We start from the raw sequence: 18,258 nt of genomic DNA, 5'->3' as shown, positions 1-18,258 counted from the left end.
CATCTGGGTCACAAGACCGCTGACAATCTGCTTAGAAGCATTTTAAAATCAGATTCTAGAAGTATACAAATAACTTGAAACCTGAAAAGACATATAACCCAATTCTAGGTTATTACACGAGCTTAGAATGTTAATTCTTTGACATTACTTTTACTGATAGTAAAACTAAAAATTTATGAACAATTGACCTAACATGGTTTAAACCTTTGATAATACTGGAATAGAAGCATAAAGTACATTCTTCAAAAAATGTACTTTATTTTTATTTTGTACTTTATTTTAAACACTAATAAAGTACAGTATTGGATGAGGAGATTGTAGCTTGGTTAGAGATTCAATTGTACAAAATGAAGTAGAAAATATTAGGAAGTTAGTGAGTTCAAATGTACATTTTTTAAGATAATATTGTGTAGATTTTAGAGGAGTACCGTAGTGATATAGTCTATATGTTTTTACTGCGTTAGTGGTATAATAAGAAGTGTATAATGTTATGAAATGAGGTAACAAATGGATACTAGTTTTGAAGATGAAATACTTTCTTTAATTAAAATGCAACGAGAAGGAAGTTACTGGGATTATAAAGAAAAATATCATTCTAACAATGCAAAGTTTGTTCATGATATTATTTGTTTAGCAAATAATTTAGTTAATAGAGATGCATACCTAATATTTGGTGTTGCAGATGATGGAGAAATAAAAGGTATTTCTCATGACGAAAATAGAAAGAGCCAAGCTGACATTGTCGATATGCTTAGAAATCAAAAGTTTGCTGGCGGTATCTCTCCTTTTGTTAAACTAGAAACTATTCAGATTGAAGATAATGAAATTGATGTTTTAGTTATATACAACTCAAAACAAGTTCCTTATTATCTTGAAGAACAATTCACCCGAGATAAATCAAAAATATTACCAGGAGTTATTTATACTAGAAGACAAGATAGCAATACTCCAATTAGTAGCATCGCTTCTTCTCATGAAGTTGAATTATTATGGCGTAAAAGATTTGGGCTAGATCTCTTACCTTTTGATAAATTAAGCAGTTATATAAAAGATAGGAGCTCTTGGGAAAATAATTCAAACGGAAAATACTATAAGTTGTTTCCTGAATTTACATTTGAAGAAGACAATGATTCTGAAGATCGTAATCGAGATGTATTTTATGCTCATACACAAATGAATTCAAATCATTATTTTAAAAAATATCAATTTAAATACCATCAAACGATATTGTATGAGGATGAAATGATTGTTATGGATTCAGGAAGATATATGACTTCCATACCTAAGTGGGAATTCTTAGATAATGCTCGCATTACAAAAGATTCCTTATCGTATAGATACTTTACTCGTGACTCAATTGAATGGGATATACATGAATTTTTATTTGATTCAGATAACCATGAGGCTGCGATTTCAAAGAGACGATTTTTAGAAGTTATTTTAGTTTTTGAAAATGATTTTGAAAGAGAAAAATTCAATAGATTTCTAAGAGAAAATTTATCCTCTAAAGATTTGCAATTCATTCAGAAACCCCAAATTTCATCAGATGATGAACGATTATCTCAGATTAACAATCATGACATTAAAGTGGGTAGATTTTTAAACAAGAAGTTGCAAGAGTATAGAGCAGTCTATATTTAGAGAATTAAGCAGTAGGAGCAATAATGGCTGATAGATTCGAAAAGTTTTTTACAGATACATTAAATAAGGTACTTGAAGAACAAATAAGTACGTTAACTAATCAAGAAGAAATTGATAATTTTTTAGAGAAATACGAAAAGGCTGACCTTTCAGATTTATATCAAACAATGCTTATTGACGTTTCGGATCAAATGGTGGATGATGCTAAAACGATAATGCATGAGAATTCACTATTTTTTAGAAATGAAGAAACAGAAATACTTGCACGAATAAATCAAGAATGGTCTAGTGCTTTTGTGACTTCTGAAGCTATGTATATGATGGTCTTAGAAGCTGTAAGAGATTATTCTGAATTTGTAAATGAATTAGACGCTGAGGAAAAAGAGAAGTCAATTCAGACATATACTGCCTTAAAATATATCCACGGAAGAGGGCTTCAACAATTTTTAGAGATTATTACGTTAATGAAGAATGGTTTTGCTGATGGTGCCTATGCTAGATGGCGCTCACTTTATGAATTAAATATTATTGCATCATTTATCTCAAAATATGGAGAAAAAGTAGCAGAGTCCTTTATTTCTTCCCGCAATTCAGAAGACAGGTATGATTGGGCTAAAGCATGTGGTGAATTTGATTCTAAACAGAAATTTATTCGTTTTGATGATATAAAGAATAAAGCAAGTTTTCCTGCAAATTTGTGGCAACATCAATATCAATTAGCCAATGAAGTTATACATCCCTCATCTCAAGGCACCTTTAATAGACTTGGTACAATCGGAAACGAGGAGGTCATTACTGTCGGGCGCACAGATTTTGGTTTAACGACTCCAGGTGAACATTCGGCTATTACTTTAGCACAACTTACAACCCTATTTTTAACTTTATACCCTTCCAGTGATGCATTGTTGGCGGCTAATATGATAAATAAGTGGGTTGAAGTAGTGAGAGAGTATTATTTTAAGACACATGATAATATATTTCCTGATGAACCAAAACTATGGGGAGAAAATTGCACTCCTTCCTAAAGGAATAAGTTTAGAAGTGTGTATTCTAAATATAATAAGAAATAAATAGAGACTATAATTGAGACGTTACAAAATACTTTAGTCATAAGCAAAAATAAAATTCAAATGTACATTTTTCCAAAATCTACTTTAAAAAAATTTTTAGTTTTCCGTTTAATTATGTACATTTTACTCGAAATGGGGAATATTGAGAAATCCGGTTTCCCGTCATTATAAGTCCTAGTTTTGTACATTTTTAGTGAAAGCGGTGAAAAAAATTTTTTGGTTATATGTAAATTACTTTTACTGATAGTAATTTACTCACAAACATCTTTCCGAAAAACTATAATTTTCTTGAAACTTATATAGACTTATGCTATACTACCAATAAGTAAAAAATCAGGAGAAAATTATGCGACGTGAGTTGTTATTAGAGAAAATTGAGCAATTAAAAGCCATCATGCCTTGGTATGTGCTGGAGTATTATCAATCTAAGCTAACTGTTCCTTACAGCTTTACAACTTTATACGAATACTTGAAAGAATATCGACGTTTCTTTGAATGGTTGCAAGATTCTGCCTTGGTGTCTGCTAGACAGATTGCTGACATCCCATTGGAGGCGCTTGAACATCTGACAAAGAAAGATATGGAGGCCTTTATTCTTTATCTACGAGAGCGCCCTTTATTAAATGCTAACACCACGCAGAATGGCGTGTCGCAGACCACCATTAACCGTACTCTGTCGGCGCTTTCTAGTCTCTTCAAGTATTTGACTGAAGAGGTGGAGAATGAGCAAGGAGAACCCTACTTCTACCGCAATGTTATGAAAAAGGTATCCACCAAGAAAAAGAAAGAAACCTTAGCAGCACGGGCAGAAAACATCAAGCAAAAGCTCTTTTTAGGTGATGAGACCATGGAATTCCTGGACTATGTAGAAAATGAATATCAAGCTAAATTATCCAAACGAGCCCTCTCTTCTTTTCAAAAAAATAAAGAAAGAGACTTAGCAATTCTAGCCCTTCTGTTAGCATCTGGTGTCCGTTTATCCGAGGCTGTCAATTTAGACCTCCGTGATGTTAATATCAAAATGATGATGATTGAAGTTACGCGTAAAGGTGGCAAGCGCGACTCAGTAAATGTAGCCGGTTTTGCCAAGCCCTATTTGGAGAATTATATGAGTATCCGTCAGCAACGCTACAAGGCTGAAAAAGCAGATACCGCCTTCTTTCTATCGGAATACCGTGGGCTTCCTAATCGTATCGACGCTTCTTCTATTGAAAAAATGGTAGCCAAATACTCCGCAGATTTTAAAATACGTGTGACTCCCCATAAGCTCCGACACACGCTTGCAACACGCCTTTATGATGCCACAAAGTCACAAGTTCTTGTTAGTCATCAATTAGGTCATGCCAATACTCAGGTTACAGACCTCTATACTCACATTGTCAATGATGAACAGAAAAATGCTTTGGATAAATTATAATTTTGCATAAAATAAATTATGTAAAAAAGTTTATAAAGAAAAACTTTCTGTTTACAAATTCCTTGAAAAAGAAAACATGCTGCTTATTAGCCTATAAAATAAAAAATCGAACAAATTGGACAAGTTTAGCAAACTAATTTGTTCGATTTTTATTTTTTAGACTATCGAATTAACTACATCAATTCCTTCAACTTTTCTTGATTGACAGTTGGATATTTATCTAAAAAAGTAGAGATAGTCTGTAAAACAGCTGGAATGTGACCTGCTTGATCATTTTCAACCTGTAAGACCAATAATGGCTCATGCAGACTCATTCGCAACAATAACCAGCCTTCGCCATAAGGAGCAGTCAAATCAAAGCGTACTCCTTCTTCGTTTTCTGGGTTAAAAGTAAAACCTTCAAACTGAGTTTGACGAAGAGCAGCGATTACCTGCTCACCAAGTTTGCGGTAATCTGGTGATTCTAACTTAAATCGAACCTCCTGAGTTTCTACAGGTTGCTTAAGCTGGGCAATCAAATCGTCCAAAGACTGCCCTTGCGCTTGGAGCTTTGGCAATAACATGAGAATTTTTGCTGCGACATAGGTACCGTCATCAAGAAAATAATTTTCTTTGAATGCTGCATGTCCAGAAGTCTCGATCGCCAACTGACAGTCGATACCAGCCTTATTCGTTTCAAGGGCTTTATTGATGACATTGCGGTAGCCTGAAATATAGCGGATTTGCTTGCCGCCAAGACCTTCAATAAACACTTTTAGGTGTTCGGTTGTTGGAGAGTTTGTCACAATACTAGTCCCCGGGTGTTCAGCTAGAATAATCTGACTGAGAACAGCAATCAGGTTGTTGCGGTTGAGAATGGAGCCAGACTTGGTTACAAGAGCTGCACGGTCAACATCTGTATCAAAAATAATGCCCAAATCTGCTCCCTGTTTCAAGACAGCCTGGCGAATGCTTTCCATTGCCTCTTTATTATCAGGATTTGGAATGTGATTCGGGAAGGTTCCATCTGGATCAAGAAATTGCGACCCTGTCGTGTCTGCTCCTAGTTCTGCTAAAACTTTTCCCGCAAAGAATCCTCCAGCTCCATTTCCAGCATCAACAATAATATTCAAACCGCTTAATGGTTTTTCCTGCCCCTTGCATGCCTGACGGATTTTTGTGACTAGATCTTGAGCGTAAGGTGTCATCAAATCTGCTTGAGTCACACTTCCCAAGCGTGAACTCGGCAAGTCTTCATAATGCGAGAGGATAAAGTCAATATCATCGTGTTCTGCTCCGCCATTTGCTGAAAAAATCTTAATACCATTAAAATAATACGGCAGGTGACTGGCGGTAATCATCACACCAGCATGACACTTGAACTGCGGATACTGAGTACTCATGAAGAGAGCGGGTGTAGTGGCAATGCCAAAATCAATCATCTGAATTCCAAGGCGAACAGCTTCTTCCGTAAAAGTTGATACTAAATCAGGGCCACTTAAACGACTGTCCCGACCAATACCTATTGTCAGTTGACCTTGCTGGTAGGTTTGGGCTAATTCGGGATCCTGAATCAACCAATGAATGAGACCACGGACAATATTTTGGGTCGCTTGAGTTGTTAGATTGACAGCGTATTCATCAGTTGCAATAGCAATTCCTCGAATATCTGACCCATTCTGTAAAACATGATGTGACATAGTTTCCTCCTAAATCAAACTAGATTGAGTATAACATATTTTAAAAACGTTTTCAAAAAAGAGGAGAAATAGGCTAGTCTCTCCGCTTATTGATAACTACCTCTGTTCCAATTTCCACTTGGCTTTCTATCCGCATATCCAACTCTAATTGTGTCAGAACCCGCTTGGTCAAGTAAAGTCCGAAGCCAGTCGCTTTCTGATGTTCACGCCCGTTATAACCTGTAAATCCCTCGTCGCACAGTCTTGGGATGTCTTCAGGTAATATGCCAATTCCTGTATCTTTGATTGAAATTCCTTGATTTAAGATGACTGTCACACTGCCCCCTGACTTGCTGTACTTGAGAGCATTGTCAATAATCTGTGAAAGAGCAAAGCTCAACCACTTTCTATCCGTTTTCAACATCCATGTACCATCTATGCTCACAGTTATTTCCTTTTGTAAAAACTGATTGCGGTATTTTTTGACTACATCAATCACTACTTCTCTCACTTCTATTTGCTCAAAACGAAAATCACTATTATGATTGGTTAATTTGAGATAGTTAAGAAGATTCCCCATATAATTGTCCAGACGCATAAGCTGGTAATTGACATCTTGCTGCTTTAAATTCCTGGTCTGGCTCATCAAGGACAGAGCTGCTAAGGGGACTTTCATCTGATGGGACCACATTTTAACCATAGCTTGTAGATCTTCTTCTCTGGACTTGTATTCCAAAAGTTGTTCACGTGTAGCTTGTTTTTCCAACTCAATTAAATGCAGATAGGTCAAATCTATTGGTTTGTTGAGCAAGGGCAGGTCCTTTTCATCCACATAATCCTCTAGGGCTTTCATGCGTTTGTAAAATTTCCAATATAGCCCAATTGTCAAGATGATAAGGAGTGTCACAGACAACATCAGAGCATGTCCCAAAAATTCTACAGGTAGGCGATAGAGGAAAAAAAGTAAAATAAAACTACCTGCCAAAACTACGTAAGAAAAATACAAGCTCCGGTATTCTCGAATAAATGCAATCATCATTTGACAATATACCCCACACCACGAACCGTATGAATACGGTTAAAACCTAATTCACTGACTTTTTTACGCAGTCGGGTCATATTGACATTGAGCGTATTTTGATCAATAAATTCCTCATTTTCCCAGAGCTTTTCCAGTAAGTCCTCCTTACGAACGATTTGTCCCTGCTGATGTAACAGGGTCGTTAAAATCTTGGTTTCTGTTGGAGAGAGATGAACCTTATCCGATTCATTGGAAAAATAGCCATCCAAGCTCAAGAGGTAATGATCAAGCTCTAGCTGCATTGTTTTATTGAATTGATTGACTCGACGAAGAAAGGCTCCAATTTTGGCATCCAAAATGCCTAATGAAAAAGGTTTAGACACAAAATCATCACCGCCCATATTCATAGCCATTACAGCATTCATCTCATCATCACTGGAGGAAATGAAAATAATTGGCATGGTCATAGTCTTACGAATTTCAGTCGTCCAATAAAACCCATTGTAATATGGTAGGTTAATATCCATCAGAATCAAGTTTGGCTGGAGTTCTGCTACTTCCTGACTAACTGCTCGAAAATTTTGTACACTCTCAACTCGATAAGATTTCCCCAAATGCTGTGTCAAGAGCTGCACAATCATTTCGTCATCTTCTACAATATAAATCGTTTCTTTCTTCATAGCTTTATTTTATCAAAGTTTCCGCCTTTCTTCTAGTATAAAAAGACTGGAGGTGATCCCAGTCTTACTTCCTTATAGTGATCAACAACCTAAGAAACAATGGTTGATTTGACTACTATGTGTCAATTATTTTCAACCCAAACTTCCAGTCTAGTACAATCACTAATCACTTCTCGGCTCTACTCCTACCGCTCAATAATCCGGTAATACGTTCTACTGGTCCATTTATAAATGATAAAGTAGATGAAAGCAATAAAGATTAGAGTGACCCCACTGGCAGTGTAGATTACGGTGGAGGAGGTTCCTCCAAACATCAGTAACATTTGTCTGAGCATAACCAGTGAAACGAGGAAATGTAGAGTAGCCATAGCCAGTGGCATAAAGAAGACCAACAGTATTTGCGAATTGATGGTTTTCTTGACAGATTGCTGACTCATGCCCACTTCCTGCAAGATCTTATAGGATTTTTTATCTTCGTATCCTTCAGAATACTGCTTGTAGTAAATAATCAAAGCCGCACCAAGAAGGAAACTAATCCCTAACAAGAAACCTGTAAAAAGGAAGCCCCCGGTAAAGCCTAACATTGTGTTTTGAAAATCTGCTTTCTGGATGATCGTACCGATTCTTTCACCAGTTGAATCAGAAAGTATGAACATATTTCCTATCATTTCACCGATACTCTCTACCTGTTCTTGGGTCAAATCCATGAAAACCCGATAGTTCAAGCTTGTGGGATACCCTTTAGGGTGATTCGCTTCATAATAATCACGAATATTTAATAGAGCCTTATCATCACTCACTATAATGACTGCACGATTGATAGTATTGACACTATCTGGAAAGGTCGCCTTATCCAGACTAATCACATTTTCAAGAGTTTTATCACCTATGGATAGTGTTTTTAAAGGATATTTTTTACCTGGTTGGAAAAAGGCGACTTGATTGGCTGCCAATGTTGGCAACTTATTTCCCAATCCTCTAAAGTCATCTTGTGTTATAAAGCAAACATAAAACATCTTTGTAAAATCAGGACTGGATACAGTTTCAGAATTGATGACAAGTTTTTCCCCGCTATCATATTGGATAGCAGCACCATAGGTCAAATAGGTCAGATGATCCTCTACTCTTTCTCCTGGAAAATGGCTAAGTACCACATCCTGCAAGGTTTGCTTACCTGTTTGGCGATCCGAAGTACGGAGGGAAATAGAGGATTCCTTTGGATAAAGAGTGTTTACAATACCTGAAGTACCGGCATAGAGTGAACTCGTTGTAGCAATGGTTACAAAAGCCATCACCGCTAAAAGAGTGATATTAGCAAGACCTGTCGCATGTTGCTTCATACGAAAAATCATCTGTGAAGTCGTCACGAAATGTTCTGGGGTGTAAAAATAACCTTTATTTTTTCTGCGTGCTTTTAAATACCAAGCTATAAAACTAATGTAGAAAAGATAGGTACCGGCAATGACACAAAGCGCAGCTATAAAGAAGCGATAGATAACCCCAACACCCTGTACTTTAGAAGATAATGAGAGATAATACCCTATTCCCAGAGCTAAGACTCCCAAAACTGCCAAAAGAATATTTCCCCTAGGCTCCTTCTCTCCTTTCTCACTAGCTCTAAAGAGAATGAGAGGGCTGGTCTTGCTGATATTCCGAATAGCAAGTAATTCTAAGAAGAGGAAAATACCCGCAAAAAGAAGAGCAGTCATGACAAAGGCTAGCGGAGCAATACTAAAATGTAAATCAGTATATTTTAGCAAATTAACAAAGATCAAATAAAGAACATTGGAAAAGATACTACTAAAGATAGATCCAATCAGAACAATGATTAAGAAGATCATGATGAGCTCTAGGCTAGCAATCAATGAAACTTTTTTCTTATTCATTCCCAACATATTGTAAAGACCAAATTCTCTGGCTCGTTGCTTCATAAGGAAATTAAAACTATAAATTTCCATAATCAGTGAGAAAATAGTCAAAACGACTAAACCAAGTCCGAGGGCAATACCACCAGTTTTCATGGATTCCATGACAGGACTCAACATGAGTAGAAACATAGAACAAATGATGGTATATAGGACTAAACTAGCTAGAACAAAGGGAGCAAATACACTAATGGATTTGCGGATATTTTGCTGAGCAAGTTTGAAATAAAACATCTACTCACCTCCTAGCAGGGCAGACATATTGAGTGAGATTTCCCTTGAAAAATCTTGATTGTTCTTACCCGCCTTATAGAGCTGATGGAAAATGCGCCCATCTTTGATAAATAGAACTCGCTTGGCATGACTGGCAGCATTGGCTGAGTGAGTGACCATAAGGATAGTCTGCCCACCTTCATTGATCTGTTCAAAGAGACTGAGTAAGTCTTCTGAATTGCGGTAATCTAAGGCAGCAGTTGGCTCATCAGCTAGGACGATCTGCGGCTGGGTAATCAGGCTTCGTGCAATAGCCACGCGCTGCTTTTGCCCACCCGATAGCTCAAAAGGACGTTTTTTTAACAAATCTTGAATACGAAGTTTTGGAGCTAGTGCCACCAATCGTTTGTCCATTTCTTTGTGACTCTCACGCGCCAACACCAAAGGTAGAAAGATATTGTCTTGAACGGATAGAGTGTCCAAAAGATTAAAATCTTGGAATACAAAACCTAGATTGCGCAAGCGAAAATCTGCTAACTTCCCCTCTTTGATTTTCGTAATGTCCTGATTGTTCAAGATGACCGACCCCCTAGTTGGCTTGTCCAAAGTCGCCAAAATATTGAGCAAGGTCGTTTTACCTGATCCACTTTCACCCATAATGGCGATAAACTCGCCTTCTTCTACCTTAAAATCCACATCTTGAAGGGCACGTGTCTCCTCTTTTGAAAAACGTGTGCGGTAGATTTTTTCTAAATGATTGATTTCTAATAACATACTTACTTATACTCTTTCGAACAACAACCTAGCAACATTTTGAAACATTGGCAAAGCGTGTTTATACACAACTTGTTTATCTCAATTCTAGATTTGCTAGCCGTATTCAATTCCTTTCTTTTATTTTTTCTTACTTCTTTTTTCCTGATAAGCAATAGTGGTCAGAACTACAATTTCTGCTATAGATACCATAACGATTCTATCGCTCTAATCTTTTAAATAATTTTGACTATCAACTTCATCTAGCACTTTTTGGTAATCAATACGATCTGACTCGGCAACTCTACTCGCAAGTTCCACTTTATAATAGTGTCCCTGAATACCGATTACCCACTGGTCACTACTTGTCACGTAGAGGTTATTAAGGGAAACTGTTTCTTTTACTCTTCCTTTCTCTTTGACAACAGGCCACTCCATAAATCTGGTTTCTGCTGTCCGAATAGAATCTCCCTTTACTCTTTGTTTGGTAATAGCATAGTTTTTGCCCTTGTAATGGAAGATTTGGTATGTCTCATTAAAACTAATTCCAGCCGAGGATGAGGAGCAAGCAGTAAAGATAAAACTGCTTATAGCGATCAGGCCTAGTATCTTCTTTTTCATATTCCCTCCATTTAGTATGCCATAAATCGAATGGTTTGCAAATCTTGAGAAATATCTTTTAGAAACTCAATCTGTTTCATCATTGCTACTTTTTCCTTCTCAGTAAAGTCTTGCTTTTGCTCTTGTTTTACTCGTAAAAATTTGAATAACATAGTTCATTCCTCTCTTTCCTTAATGTTTGATTTTATTATAAACTTTTTAGAAACTCCTATTCTTACAATTCTAATTCACAAACTTACAGCTTTGTAAGGGAAGCAAAAAAGACACTGCCAAGTGTCTTTGGGTATCTTATTTTACTTCACCAATGAAGGCAATCATATCGTCAAGTACTTCTTTGCTATCTGTTACAAGTAAATAGGCATCATTGCCTTGCAATCCTGCAAAAGCATCTGGCATACGTTTTATTGCTTTTAGTTTATCGGTGTAGCGATTACGAAGCTCATCAACTGGGTGGACATAATTGGTTGTATCGCGACGGGTTACCACCAGACAATATTGCGGTGCAAAATGACGTTCTTCAACGGCACCCCCAGTCACTACATTGGCATAATCACGGAAAAGATCAATCGAATGAGCATAATTATATGCTTCTACTGTGAAACCACCAGCTATACGATTGTTATACTCAATTGCAATGTAGTCATTATCATCTTTAAAAAACTCAATGTGAAAAAAGCGTTCTTTCATTCCGAAAGTCTTCATAATGGCCCTACCATAGGCTACCAACCTTGGATCCAATTCCTTTTCGATATAATAAGCGTTATCTTTTTTACTTTGCAACAATTCAAAAGGTGTATGAACATAGGTTAGACTTGTTTCAAAAACGATATTTCCTTTGCTATCAACCAAACCATCATAGGTCGTAATCATACTTGAATTGACAAATTTCTCGAAGAAATAGATTGTCTGGCCATCCCAAGTAGCCCTAAAAGTTTCCAAATCAGCTTTTTGAGTTAATTTGAAAGTCCCTGATGCCCCTACGCCATTATCAGGTTTAGCAATCATTGGAAAGCCGATTTTTTTCACAGCTTTCTCAATATCTTTTTCGGTCTTGATAACCATTCCCGGTACAACTGGTACTCCAGCTTTTGTGAAGTATTTCTTCATCTCAGATTTGAGTTTTGTCTTTTTAAGATGATTAGGTTTGGCGCCAAAGATATGAAACTGTTCGCGAAGACTGGCATCCAATTCTAGCCAATATTCATTGTGTGATTCAACACGATCAATTGGACCATGTTTATATATCAAAAAGGCAGCAGCTCGTTTCACTTCATCTAAATTTTCAAGATTTTCAACACGAAAATATTCTGTTAGGGCATTGCGGAGCTCCTCAGAAAGTTGGTCGTACGGCTCTTGACCAATACCGAGAACCGTAACTCCTTCCTTCTTAGATAGCTCGATCGTAAAGGGCTGAAAATTTTCTGGATAAAAAGGGGAAATGACAAGATAATTCATAATGAGTCTCCTTTCTTACAAACCTAGTGTGTGAAGAAAGAAAGGCATTTGCTTTCTCCACCAAGCCCAATCATGGGCTACGTCTGTTCCCCATGTATCAAACCAAGCTGGAATATTCTTCTCTTCAAAAGCACGTTTAAGATGATAAAATGATTCTAAGCCATCTCGCTCCCAATCTCCCAAACCAGTGCAGACAATAATATCCGCCCGGCGATAATGATCAATAAACCAACCATCATTTTGATTCCAAATATAGTCTATCGGAGAATTTTGGTAGACAACATCGTCGTGACCATAGTCCTGATTATGATTAAAATACCGTACATCATAGATTCCCGATAGCGCAATCACCTTATTGAAAACATCTGGATGCTGAAGGAAAAAATTAAGCGCGTGATAGGCTCCCATGGAACAACCAGTTGCCATCATCCCATCAAACCAACCGCTTTTGTGTTTAATGAAAGGAATAGCCTCTTCAATTACATAGTGTTCATAGGCACGGTGTGCCTGAGCCTTATCATGAATAGATTTCCAATCAGCTAGCCAGCTTTCTTTATCATAGCTAGTAAGTGTGAAAAATTGCACATGCCCTGCTTCTATCGAGCCGCGACAGGCTTCAATCATACCAAAATCAGCATATTCATCGTAGGAACCACCTGATGAAGCAAAAACAACAACTGGAATTCCTGCATGACCATAACGATTGACATGCATCTCACGACCAAGATTTCCTGACCAGTGGCTTAAAAATTCTACATGCATAGCTTGTTACCTTCTTTCTACCATTTTTCACTTAAAAAACGCAAACATTCTGGCAAATAAGCTGCCCAAGCTTCTTCATTATGAACAGCTCCAGAAATAACTTCCAATTTTAAATGATCCAGTTTAGCACCACCTGCTACCAATTGACGATAGTAGGTCAGAGATGAATTGATATAGGCCTGTTTGATATTTCCAGCCATTAGGGTCTTATCTGTATCATCTGCTTCTTCTGTACCGACATAGATGTAGATACGTTGGTCTGGATCAAGTTGTTTCCGCTCAATATAGCGATCAAATGCAGCTTGGTGAAGCCAGTTTGCGGATGAGAAAACACCCAGACAGCCAATCTTATCTTGATACGCTAATCCCATAAATTGGGTAATATTGCCTCCGAGAGATGAACCAATCATGGCCGTATGTTCCTTGTCTGACTTAGTACGATAGTATCGGTCAATGAATGGCTTCACGACATCCATGATAAACTCTGCATATAAGGTTCCTTTGCCACCAAATTGAATACCAGGAATCCCCATCTCACTAAATTTCCATGCTGCGTACTCATGCATCCTCTCTGCACCATCATTATCAATCGCAACAACAATCATTTTAGTAATATCAGGATTTCTCTTAATTGCTGGAATAATCTTCCAAGAATGCCCTGAAAAAGCTTCCTTGCTATAGAGGACATTTTGTCCATCATGGAAATAAACAACTGGATAACTCATTTCCTTATCCTCTTCATATCCTTTGGGTAACAATACTCGCACACGGCGTTTTCTTCCTGTAAAAGGGACGGTTAAGTCATGTGACTTTACATCTAGGTAAAAATAAGACTTATTCATATACAATCCTTTTCTCGGTGTTATTCTAAGTATTATATCATAGTTTTTGCGGAATATTCAGAAAATTTAGTTATTCGTTCGTAATTTTCGGATTTTACGAACAAAATTCTCTAGTCACATAGCTCCTCTTCATAGATATGGCGGTAGGATTCAATCTCTTTCTTCTCCTGATTGGTCAGATCTTCAAAAATATCCAATACAATCCTTCCCCTATCTCATCGCCAAGTAGCTACCAGTCGTCCCTTGTAAAAGACTGTCGGTTTTATAATACCAGTCAGGGTATAAATTTTCCGAATATAGCTAGGATCAAAGAAAGGGTTGGCCTTTTTTTCATAACCGAGCAAAAGTTGATCAAAACTGGCAGAGTCATAACCACCCGTGAAAACGGGTGGCTTGTACACCGGCTATAAGCCGTTTTCCTCCAGTGACGCCTAAAGGCGTTCGCTGAACTTCGTTCAGGTTAGTGCTTTTATTACTTGACTAATGCCCGTAACAACGGGCTTTTATCGTGTTCTGAATCCGCCATCCGAAAACGGATCTTCATATTCTTTCACACTCAATTTATCAAGTGTAATGTCGTCTTTCTCCTGTTTGCGAATGTACTTCGCAACAGTTTTTTCATTTAATCCGACTGTACTGACGTAGTAACCCCTTGCCCAAAACTTTCGATTTCCATACTTATACTTTATATTTGCATAGATGACGGAAAATATCAATCAAGTCTTGTCTTATTTTGTAGTAGATAGATTTTCTACTATACTTAGGTATGAAAACTATATGATATTTGCACATCCATTTAGTATGTGATAAACTGTAACTGGTTTTAGCCATTTCTTTTTCCTCCTTATCTAACCTGAACAATTAGATTATATCAGGAAAAAGAAATGGAAACTCAAAGCCTTGTCAGCCACCGGCATAGCTGGTGGTTTTCTTGTTTTTCTCTACGGGAAAAACTGGCTCGAAGCCATAATAAAAGACACCCGAAGGTGTCCTTAAATCAGTATATTTTTTCTTTAAAACTAGTTATCCATTGCCTTGGTATCATTGTCAAAACATGAATAAAACCGCAAACTTAGATGTCAATTATTAGACAAGTGTGTGAAGTTCTCATCTGACAGGAAAAGGTTTCAACCAATATCAGTAAGTCAAAAATTCTTCTAAGTCCTTGAGGGAACGCTCTGCTATTGCCTCATAGCGCTCTTTCTTATCACGAATACGAGGTCCATCTAACTCCTTGATAATGCCAAAATTAACATTCATAGGCTGGAAGTGTTTGCTTTCGGTATGGGTGATATAGAAAGGCAGGGCCCCAATAGCTGTGGTTTGGGGGAAGATGACAGGTTCTTCACCTAGGAAACGACGGACAGCATTGATACCAGCTACTAAGCCAGAAGCCGCAGATTCAACATAGCCCTCTACTCCGGTCATTTGACCAGCAAAAAAGAGATTTGGGTTCTTACGAGTCGCAAAGGTCTGATTCAATAAATTTGGTGAATCCATATAAGAATTGCGGTGCATAACACCGTAACGAACAAATTCTGCATTTTCAAGTCCTGGAATCATCTGAAAGACCCGCTTTTGCTCACCCCATTTAAGGTGAGTTTGGAAACCAACGATATTGTAGAGACTGCCAGCAGCATTATCCTGACGGAGCTGGACAACAGCATACGGTGTTTTATATTCCCCATCACGCGGCCCCTTATAATCTTCTGGATATTCTAGGCCAACCGGTTTCATTGGTCCATAAAGCATGGTTTTAATTCCTCGCTTAGCCATAACTTCAATCGGCATACAACCTTCAAAGTATTTTTCTTTTTCAAAGGAGTTAAGTGGTGCTTCTTCGGCGGAAATCAAGGCTTCATAAAAGGCGGTGAACTGTTCCTTGTTCATCGGTGCATTGAGATAAGCAGCTTCTCCCTTATCGTAGCGAGATTTGAGATAAACCAAATCCATGTTAATAGTTGAGCTATCAACAATCGGAGCTGCTGCGTCGTAGAAATAAAAGCCTTCACCACCATTGAGAGCATGAATTTTTTCCGCCAAAGCATCTGAAGTCAATGGACCTGTTGCAATCACCGTAATAGCCTCTTTAGGAATATCCGTAATTTCTTCACGAATTACCTCAATCAGTGGATGATTGTAAATTTCATCTGTGACAGCTTGCGAAAAATTTTCCCTGTCCATAGCCATAGCACCACCAGCGGGCACACGGTGAGCTTCGCCAGCTCGCATAATCAGCGAATCTAAACGGCGCATTTCTTCCTTGAGGAGACCGACCGCATTGGTCAAGCTATCACCACGAAAAGAATTGGAACAAACCAGCTCCGCAAACTTATCTGTCTTATGCTGGGGAGTCGATTTGCTCCCACGCATTTCGTATAATTTCACAGGAATGCCCCGCTTGGCAATCTGGTAAGCAGCTTCAGAACCGGCTAAACCAGCTCCAATAACATTGATATATTTTGCAGTTGATTGAGACAATAGACTAATACCTCTAGTCAGATACTCTCTGACTACTGTCTGGGACAATTACTTAGTGAAAATGAAATGTAGACACAATTCAGCGGCACACTATCAAATCCCCATAGGGTAACCCCAAAACAGAACCTTTCTTTATGTAATACTTATCCAGTATACCAAAAATTGTCTGAAAATAAAAAGAACTACTTTATTTGAAATGAAAGCAGTTCTTTGAGAGTTTGTAACTTACCAGCTCTGTCCTCTCTTAACAAATGAGTTGGCTTTCAGACACTTTTTTATACCAGTAAGCACTTTTCTTTGGATAACGCTCCTGCGTTTCAAAATCAACATAGAAAAGACCATAACGCTTCTCATATCCATTAGACCACGAGAAAACATCCATAAGAGACCAAATGAAGTATCCTTTGACATTCGCACCATCCGCAATCGCATCAGAAATAATTTCAAGATGTTTCTTCACATAATCAATACGACCGTCATCATAGACCGTGCCATCTACAAATTCATCCTTATATCCGAGACCATTCTCAGTGATGTAGATTTTTTTATAGTTTGGATAGTCTGTTTTGACACGCATGATCTGGTCGTACAAACCTTGTGGATAGATAATCCAATCCCAGTCTGTTTTAGGGATATTTAGAGGTGCTTCTCGACGGCCTACTCCCTTAATTTGATATTTAGAACTGCCTTTTTCACCCTTACCATTATGAATAATTTCTGTTTCTCCATCAAAGGCACGCATCCAATCACTCATATAGTAATTGATGCCTAAAAAATCATTAAGATCTTTAGCTGCTTCCAAAATTGCAAAATCTTCATCTCGAAGGTCTAACTCACCACCGTTCATTGCTAAAATATGATGAACACCTTCCATAGTTTTTTCAGAATAATGCCCCAAGTAGGTTGCATCTAAAATAAACTTATTATGGATAATATCTTCTAGTTCTGCTGCACGGACATCACCTGAACTTTCAGGATCATAGGGATATTTAGTTGGTAGAGCATGCACCACACCGATTTCTCCTGCATACCCCTTATCTTTATAAAGCTTAACAGCACGAGCATGTGATACCATCATGTTATGGTGAGATTGGAAAACCTTAGCCAAATCATATTGAATACCCGGAGGGAATTTTCCGACAAGGTATTGCCCATCACCAATTGGACCGATTTCATTGAAAGTTGTCCAGTAATTAACTTCTGGAAATTCTTCAAAGCAAAAGGCTGCGTAATTCACAAAGTGGTCAATATTGTCACGGTTCAAGAAGTCACCGTTTGAATGCAGGGCTTCTGGGGTGTCAAAATGGTGCAGTGTGACGAATGGCTCCACCCCACGTTTATGGCATTCCGCAAAAAGATTGTGATAGTATGCAACACCTTTTGGATTGACCTCGCCAAACCCAGTTGGAAAAATGCGTGACCAAGCAATTGAAATCCGAATGCCATTGACACCAAACTCTTCTGCTAATTTTAAATCAACTGGATAACGGTTATAAAAATCGCTTGCTGGCTCTGCTGTGTACCAATAATTTTCCTCTAGGTATTTATCCCAGGCAACCGGTCCCTTACCATCTGTTTTTGTTGCACCTTCTGCTTGGTAAGCAGCTGTCGCTCCACCGAAAATAAAGTCTTTTGGTAATGTTTTTGTCATTATAAACCTCTTCTAACATTAGTCAATTGAAAGAAAATAGAAGATTGAGTTCCCCCAACCTTCCATTT

The 18,258-nt window shown here is 37.9% G+C and carries 16 protein-coding genes and 1 pseudogene; 3 read left to right on the top strand and 14 right to left on the bottom strand.

Annotation, left to right across the window (positions count from 1 at the left end):
* Nucleotides 1-507 precede the first annotated feature (507 nt).
* The 3 genes from SR187_RS04925 (at nt 508) to xerS (ending at nt 4,128) form a co-directional block, all read left to right on the top strand.
* Nucleotides 508-1,641 carry an AlbA family DNA-binding domain-containing protein gene (locus SR187_RS04925; RefSeq protein ID WP_120171700.1) on the top strand — a complete coding sequence of 378 codons (1,134 nt, stop codon included), beginning with the start codon at nt 508-510 and terminating at the stop codon, nt 1,639-1,641.
* Between the two features lie 23 nt (nt 1,642-1,664).
* Nucleotides 1,665-2,666 carry a DUF5677 domain-containing protein gene (locus tag SR187_RS04920; RefSeq protein WP_120171699.1) on the top strand — a complete coding sequence of 334 codons (1,002 nt, stop codon included), beginning with the start codon at nt 1,665-1,667 and terminating at the stop codon, nt 2,664-2,666.
* Nucleotides 2,667-3,057: 391 nt separating this feature from the next.
* Nucleotides 3,058-4,128 carry a tyrosine recombinase XerS gene (gene xerS / locus SR187_RS04915; RefSeq protein WP_120171698.1) on the top strand — a complete coding sequence of 357 codons (1,071 nt, stop codon included), beginning with the start codon at nt 3,058-3,060 and terminating at the stop codon, nt 4,126-4,128.
* A 173-nt stretch (nt 4,129-4,301) separates the two neighbouring features.
* Here xerS and SR187_RS04910 read toward each other — a convergent pair whose 3' ends face one another.
* From SR187_RS04910 to lacG, 14 genes and pseudogenes are all read right to left on the bottom strand, one after another.
* On the bottom strand, nt 4,302-5,807 hold the full coding sequence (locus tag SR187_RS04910; protein WP_120171697.1) for a phosphohexomutase domain-containing protein: 1,506 nt from the start codon (nt 5,805-5,807) through the stop codon (nt 4,302-4,304).
* Between the two features lie 73 nt (nt 5,808-5,880).
* Nucleotides 5,881-6,825 carry a sensor histidine kinase gene (locus SR187_RS04905; RefSeq protein ID WP_120171696.1) on the bottom strand — a complete coding sequence of 315 codons (945 nt, stop codon included), beginning with the start codon at nt 6,823-6,825 and terminating at the stop codon, nt 5,881-5,883.
* Entirely contained in the window at nt 6,822-7,487 is a 666-nt protein-coding gene (locus SR187_RS04900; RefSeq protein ID WP_120171695.1) for a DNA-binding response regulator, read from the bottom strand. The genes SR187_RS04905 and SR187_RS04900 overlap by 4 nt, the downstream gene beginning before the upstream one ends.
* Nucleotides 7,488-7,672: 185 nt before the next feature.
* Nucleotides 7,673-9,646 carry an ABC transporter permease gene (locus SR187_RS04895; protein WP_120171694.1) on the bottom strand — a complete coding sequence of 658 codons (1,974 nt, stop codon included), beginning with the start codon at nt 9,644-9,646 and terminating at the stop codon, nt 7,673-7,675.
* Nucleotides 9,647-10,399, bottom strand: coding sequence for an ABC transporter ATP-binding protein (locus tag SR187_RS04890; RefSeq protein WP_024532751.1), 753 nt, complete (start codon nt 10,397-10,399; stop codon nt 9,647-9,649).
* A gap of 207 nt (nt 10,400-10,606) precedes the next feature.
* Nucleotides 10,607-10,999 (bottom strand): NisI/SpaI family lantibiotic immunity lipoprotein, encoded by a 393-nt coding sequence (locus SR187_RS04885; protein WP_120171693.1) that lies wholly within the window; start codon nt 10,997-10,999, stop codon nt 10,607-10,609.
* 11 nt (nt 11,000-11,010) lie between these two features.
* Nucleotides 11,011-11,151, bottom strand: a complete 141-nt coding sequence (locus SR187_RS09945; protein WP_165437884.1) for a hypothetical protein — start codon at nt 11,149-11,151, stop codon at nt 11,011-11,013.
* A 136-nt stretch (nt 11,152-11,287) separates the two neighbouring features.
* Nucleotides 11,288-12,454, bottom strand: a complete 1,167-nt coding sequence (locus SR187_RS04880; protein WP_120171692.1) for an ATP-grasp domain-containing protein — start codon at nt 12,452-12,454, stop codon at nt 11,288-11,290.
* A 15-nt stretch (nt 12,455-12,469) separates the two neighbouring features.
* Nucleotides 12,470-13,216, bottom strand: a complete 747-nt coding sequence (locus SR187_RS04875; protein WP_120171691.1) for an esterase family protein — start codon at nt 13,214-13,216, stop codon at nt 12,470-12,472.
* 17 nt (nt 13,217-13,233) lie between these two features.
* Nucleotides 13,234-14,058: an alpha/beta hydrolase gene (locus SR187_RS04870; protein ID WP_024532754.1), complete on the bottom strand. Its 825-nt coding sequence runs from the start codon at nt 14,056-14,058 to the stop codon at nt 13,234-13,236.
* Between the two features lie 215 nt (nt 14,059-14,273).
* On the bottom strand, nt 14,274-14,459 hold the full coding sequence (locus SR187_RS10085) for a DNA glycosylase AlkZ-like family protein (RefSeq protein ID WP_227984874.1): 186 nt from the start codon (nt 14,457-14,459) through the stop codon (nt 14,274-14,276).
* 102 nt (nt 14,460-14,561) lie between these two features.
* Nucleotides 14,562-14,889, bottom strand: a pseudogene (locus SR187_RS04860) (transposase).
* A 306-nt stretch (nt 14,890-15,195) separates the two neighbouring features.
* Nucleotides 15,196-16,539, bottom strand: a complete 1,344-nt coding sequence (trmFO, locus tag SR187_RS04855; protein WP_120171690.1) for a methylenetetrahydrofolate--tRNA-(uracil(54)-C(5))-methyltransferase (FADH(2)-oxidizing) TrmFO — start codon at nt 16,537-16,539, stop codon at nt 15,196-15,198.
* Nucleotides 16,540-16,783: 244 nt separating this feature from the next.
* Nucleotides 16,784-18,190: a 6-phospho-beta-galactosidase gene (gene lacG / locus SR187_RS04850; protein ID WP_120171689.1), complete on the bottom strand. Its 1,407-nt coding sequence runs from the start codon at nt 18,188-18,190 to the stop codon at nt 16,784-16,786.
* Nucleotides 18,191-18,258 lie beyond the last annotated feature (68 nt).

Source organism: Streptococcus ruminantium, from assembly GCF_003609975.1.
Lineage (GTDB): Bacteria > Bacillota > Bacilli > Lactobacillales > Streptococcaceae > Streptococcus > Streptococcus ruminantium.
Note: the sequence above shows the minus strand (reverse complement) of the source record. Positions and strands in the feature narration are given on the sequence as shown.

Coding starts and splice junctions, on each gene's coding strand:
- xerS (WP_120171698.1), top strand. CDS start 3,058: ATGCGACGTGAGTTGTTATTAGAGAAAATTGAGCAATTAAAAGCCATC.
- SR187_RS04890 (WP_024532751.1), bottom strand. CDS start 10,399: ATGTTATTAGAAATCAATCATTTAGAAAAAATCTACCGCACACGTTTT.
- SR187_RS04910 (WP_120171697.1), bottom strand. CDS start 5,807: ATGTCACATCATGTTTTACAGAATGGGTCAGATATTCGAGGAATTGCT.
- SR187_RS04885 (WP_120171693.1), bottom strand. CDS start 10,999: ATGAAAAAGAAGATACTAGGCCTGATCGCTATAAGCAGTTTTATCTTT.
- SR187_RS04925 (WP_120171700.1), top strand. CDS start 508: ATGGATACTAGTTTTGAAGATGAAATACTTTCTTTAATTAAAATGCAA.
- lacG (WP_120171689.1), bottom strand. CDS start 18,190: ATGACAAAAACATTACCAAAAGACTTTATTTTCGGTGGAGCGACAGCT.
- SR187_RS09945 (WP_165437884.1), bottom strand. CDS start 11,151: ATGTTATTCAAATTTTTACGAGTAAAACAAGAGCAAAAGCAAGACTTT.
- SR187_RS04870 (WP_024532754.1), bottom strand. CDS start 14,058: ATGAATAAGTCTTATTTTTACCTAGATGTAAAGTCACATGACTTAACC.
- SR187_RS04875 (WP_120171691.1), bottom strand. CDS start 13,216: ATGCATGTAGAATTTTTAAGCCACTGGTCAGGAAATCTTGGTCGTGAG.
- SR187_RS04920 (WP_120171699.1), top strand. CDS start 1,665: ATGGCTGATAGATTCGAAAAGTTTTTTACAGATACATTAAATAAGGTA.
- SR187_RS04880 (WP_120171692.1), bottom strand. CDS start 12,454: ATGAATTATCTTGTCATTTCCCCTTTTTATCCAGAAAATTTTCAGCCC.
- SR187_RS04905 (WP_120171696.1), bottom strand. CDS start 6,825: ATGATGATTGCATTTATTCGAGAATACCGGAGCTTGTATTTTTCTTAC.
- SR187_RS04900 (WP_120171695.1), bottom strand. CDS start 7,487: ATGAAGAAAGAAACGATTTATATTGTAGAAGATGACGAAATGATTGTG.
- SR187_RS04895 (WP_120171694.1), bottom strand. CDS start 9,646: ATGTTTTATTTCAAACTTGCTCAGCAAAATATCCGCAAATCCATTAGT.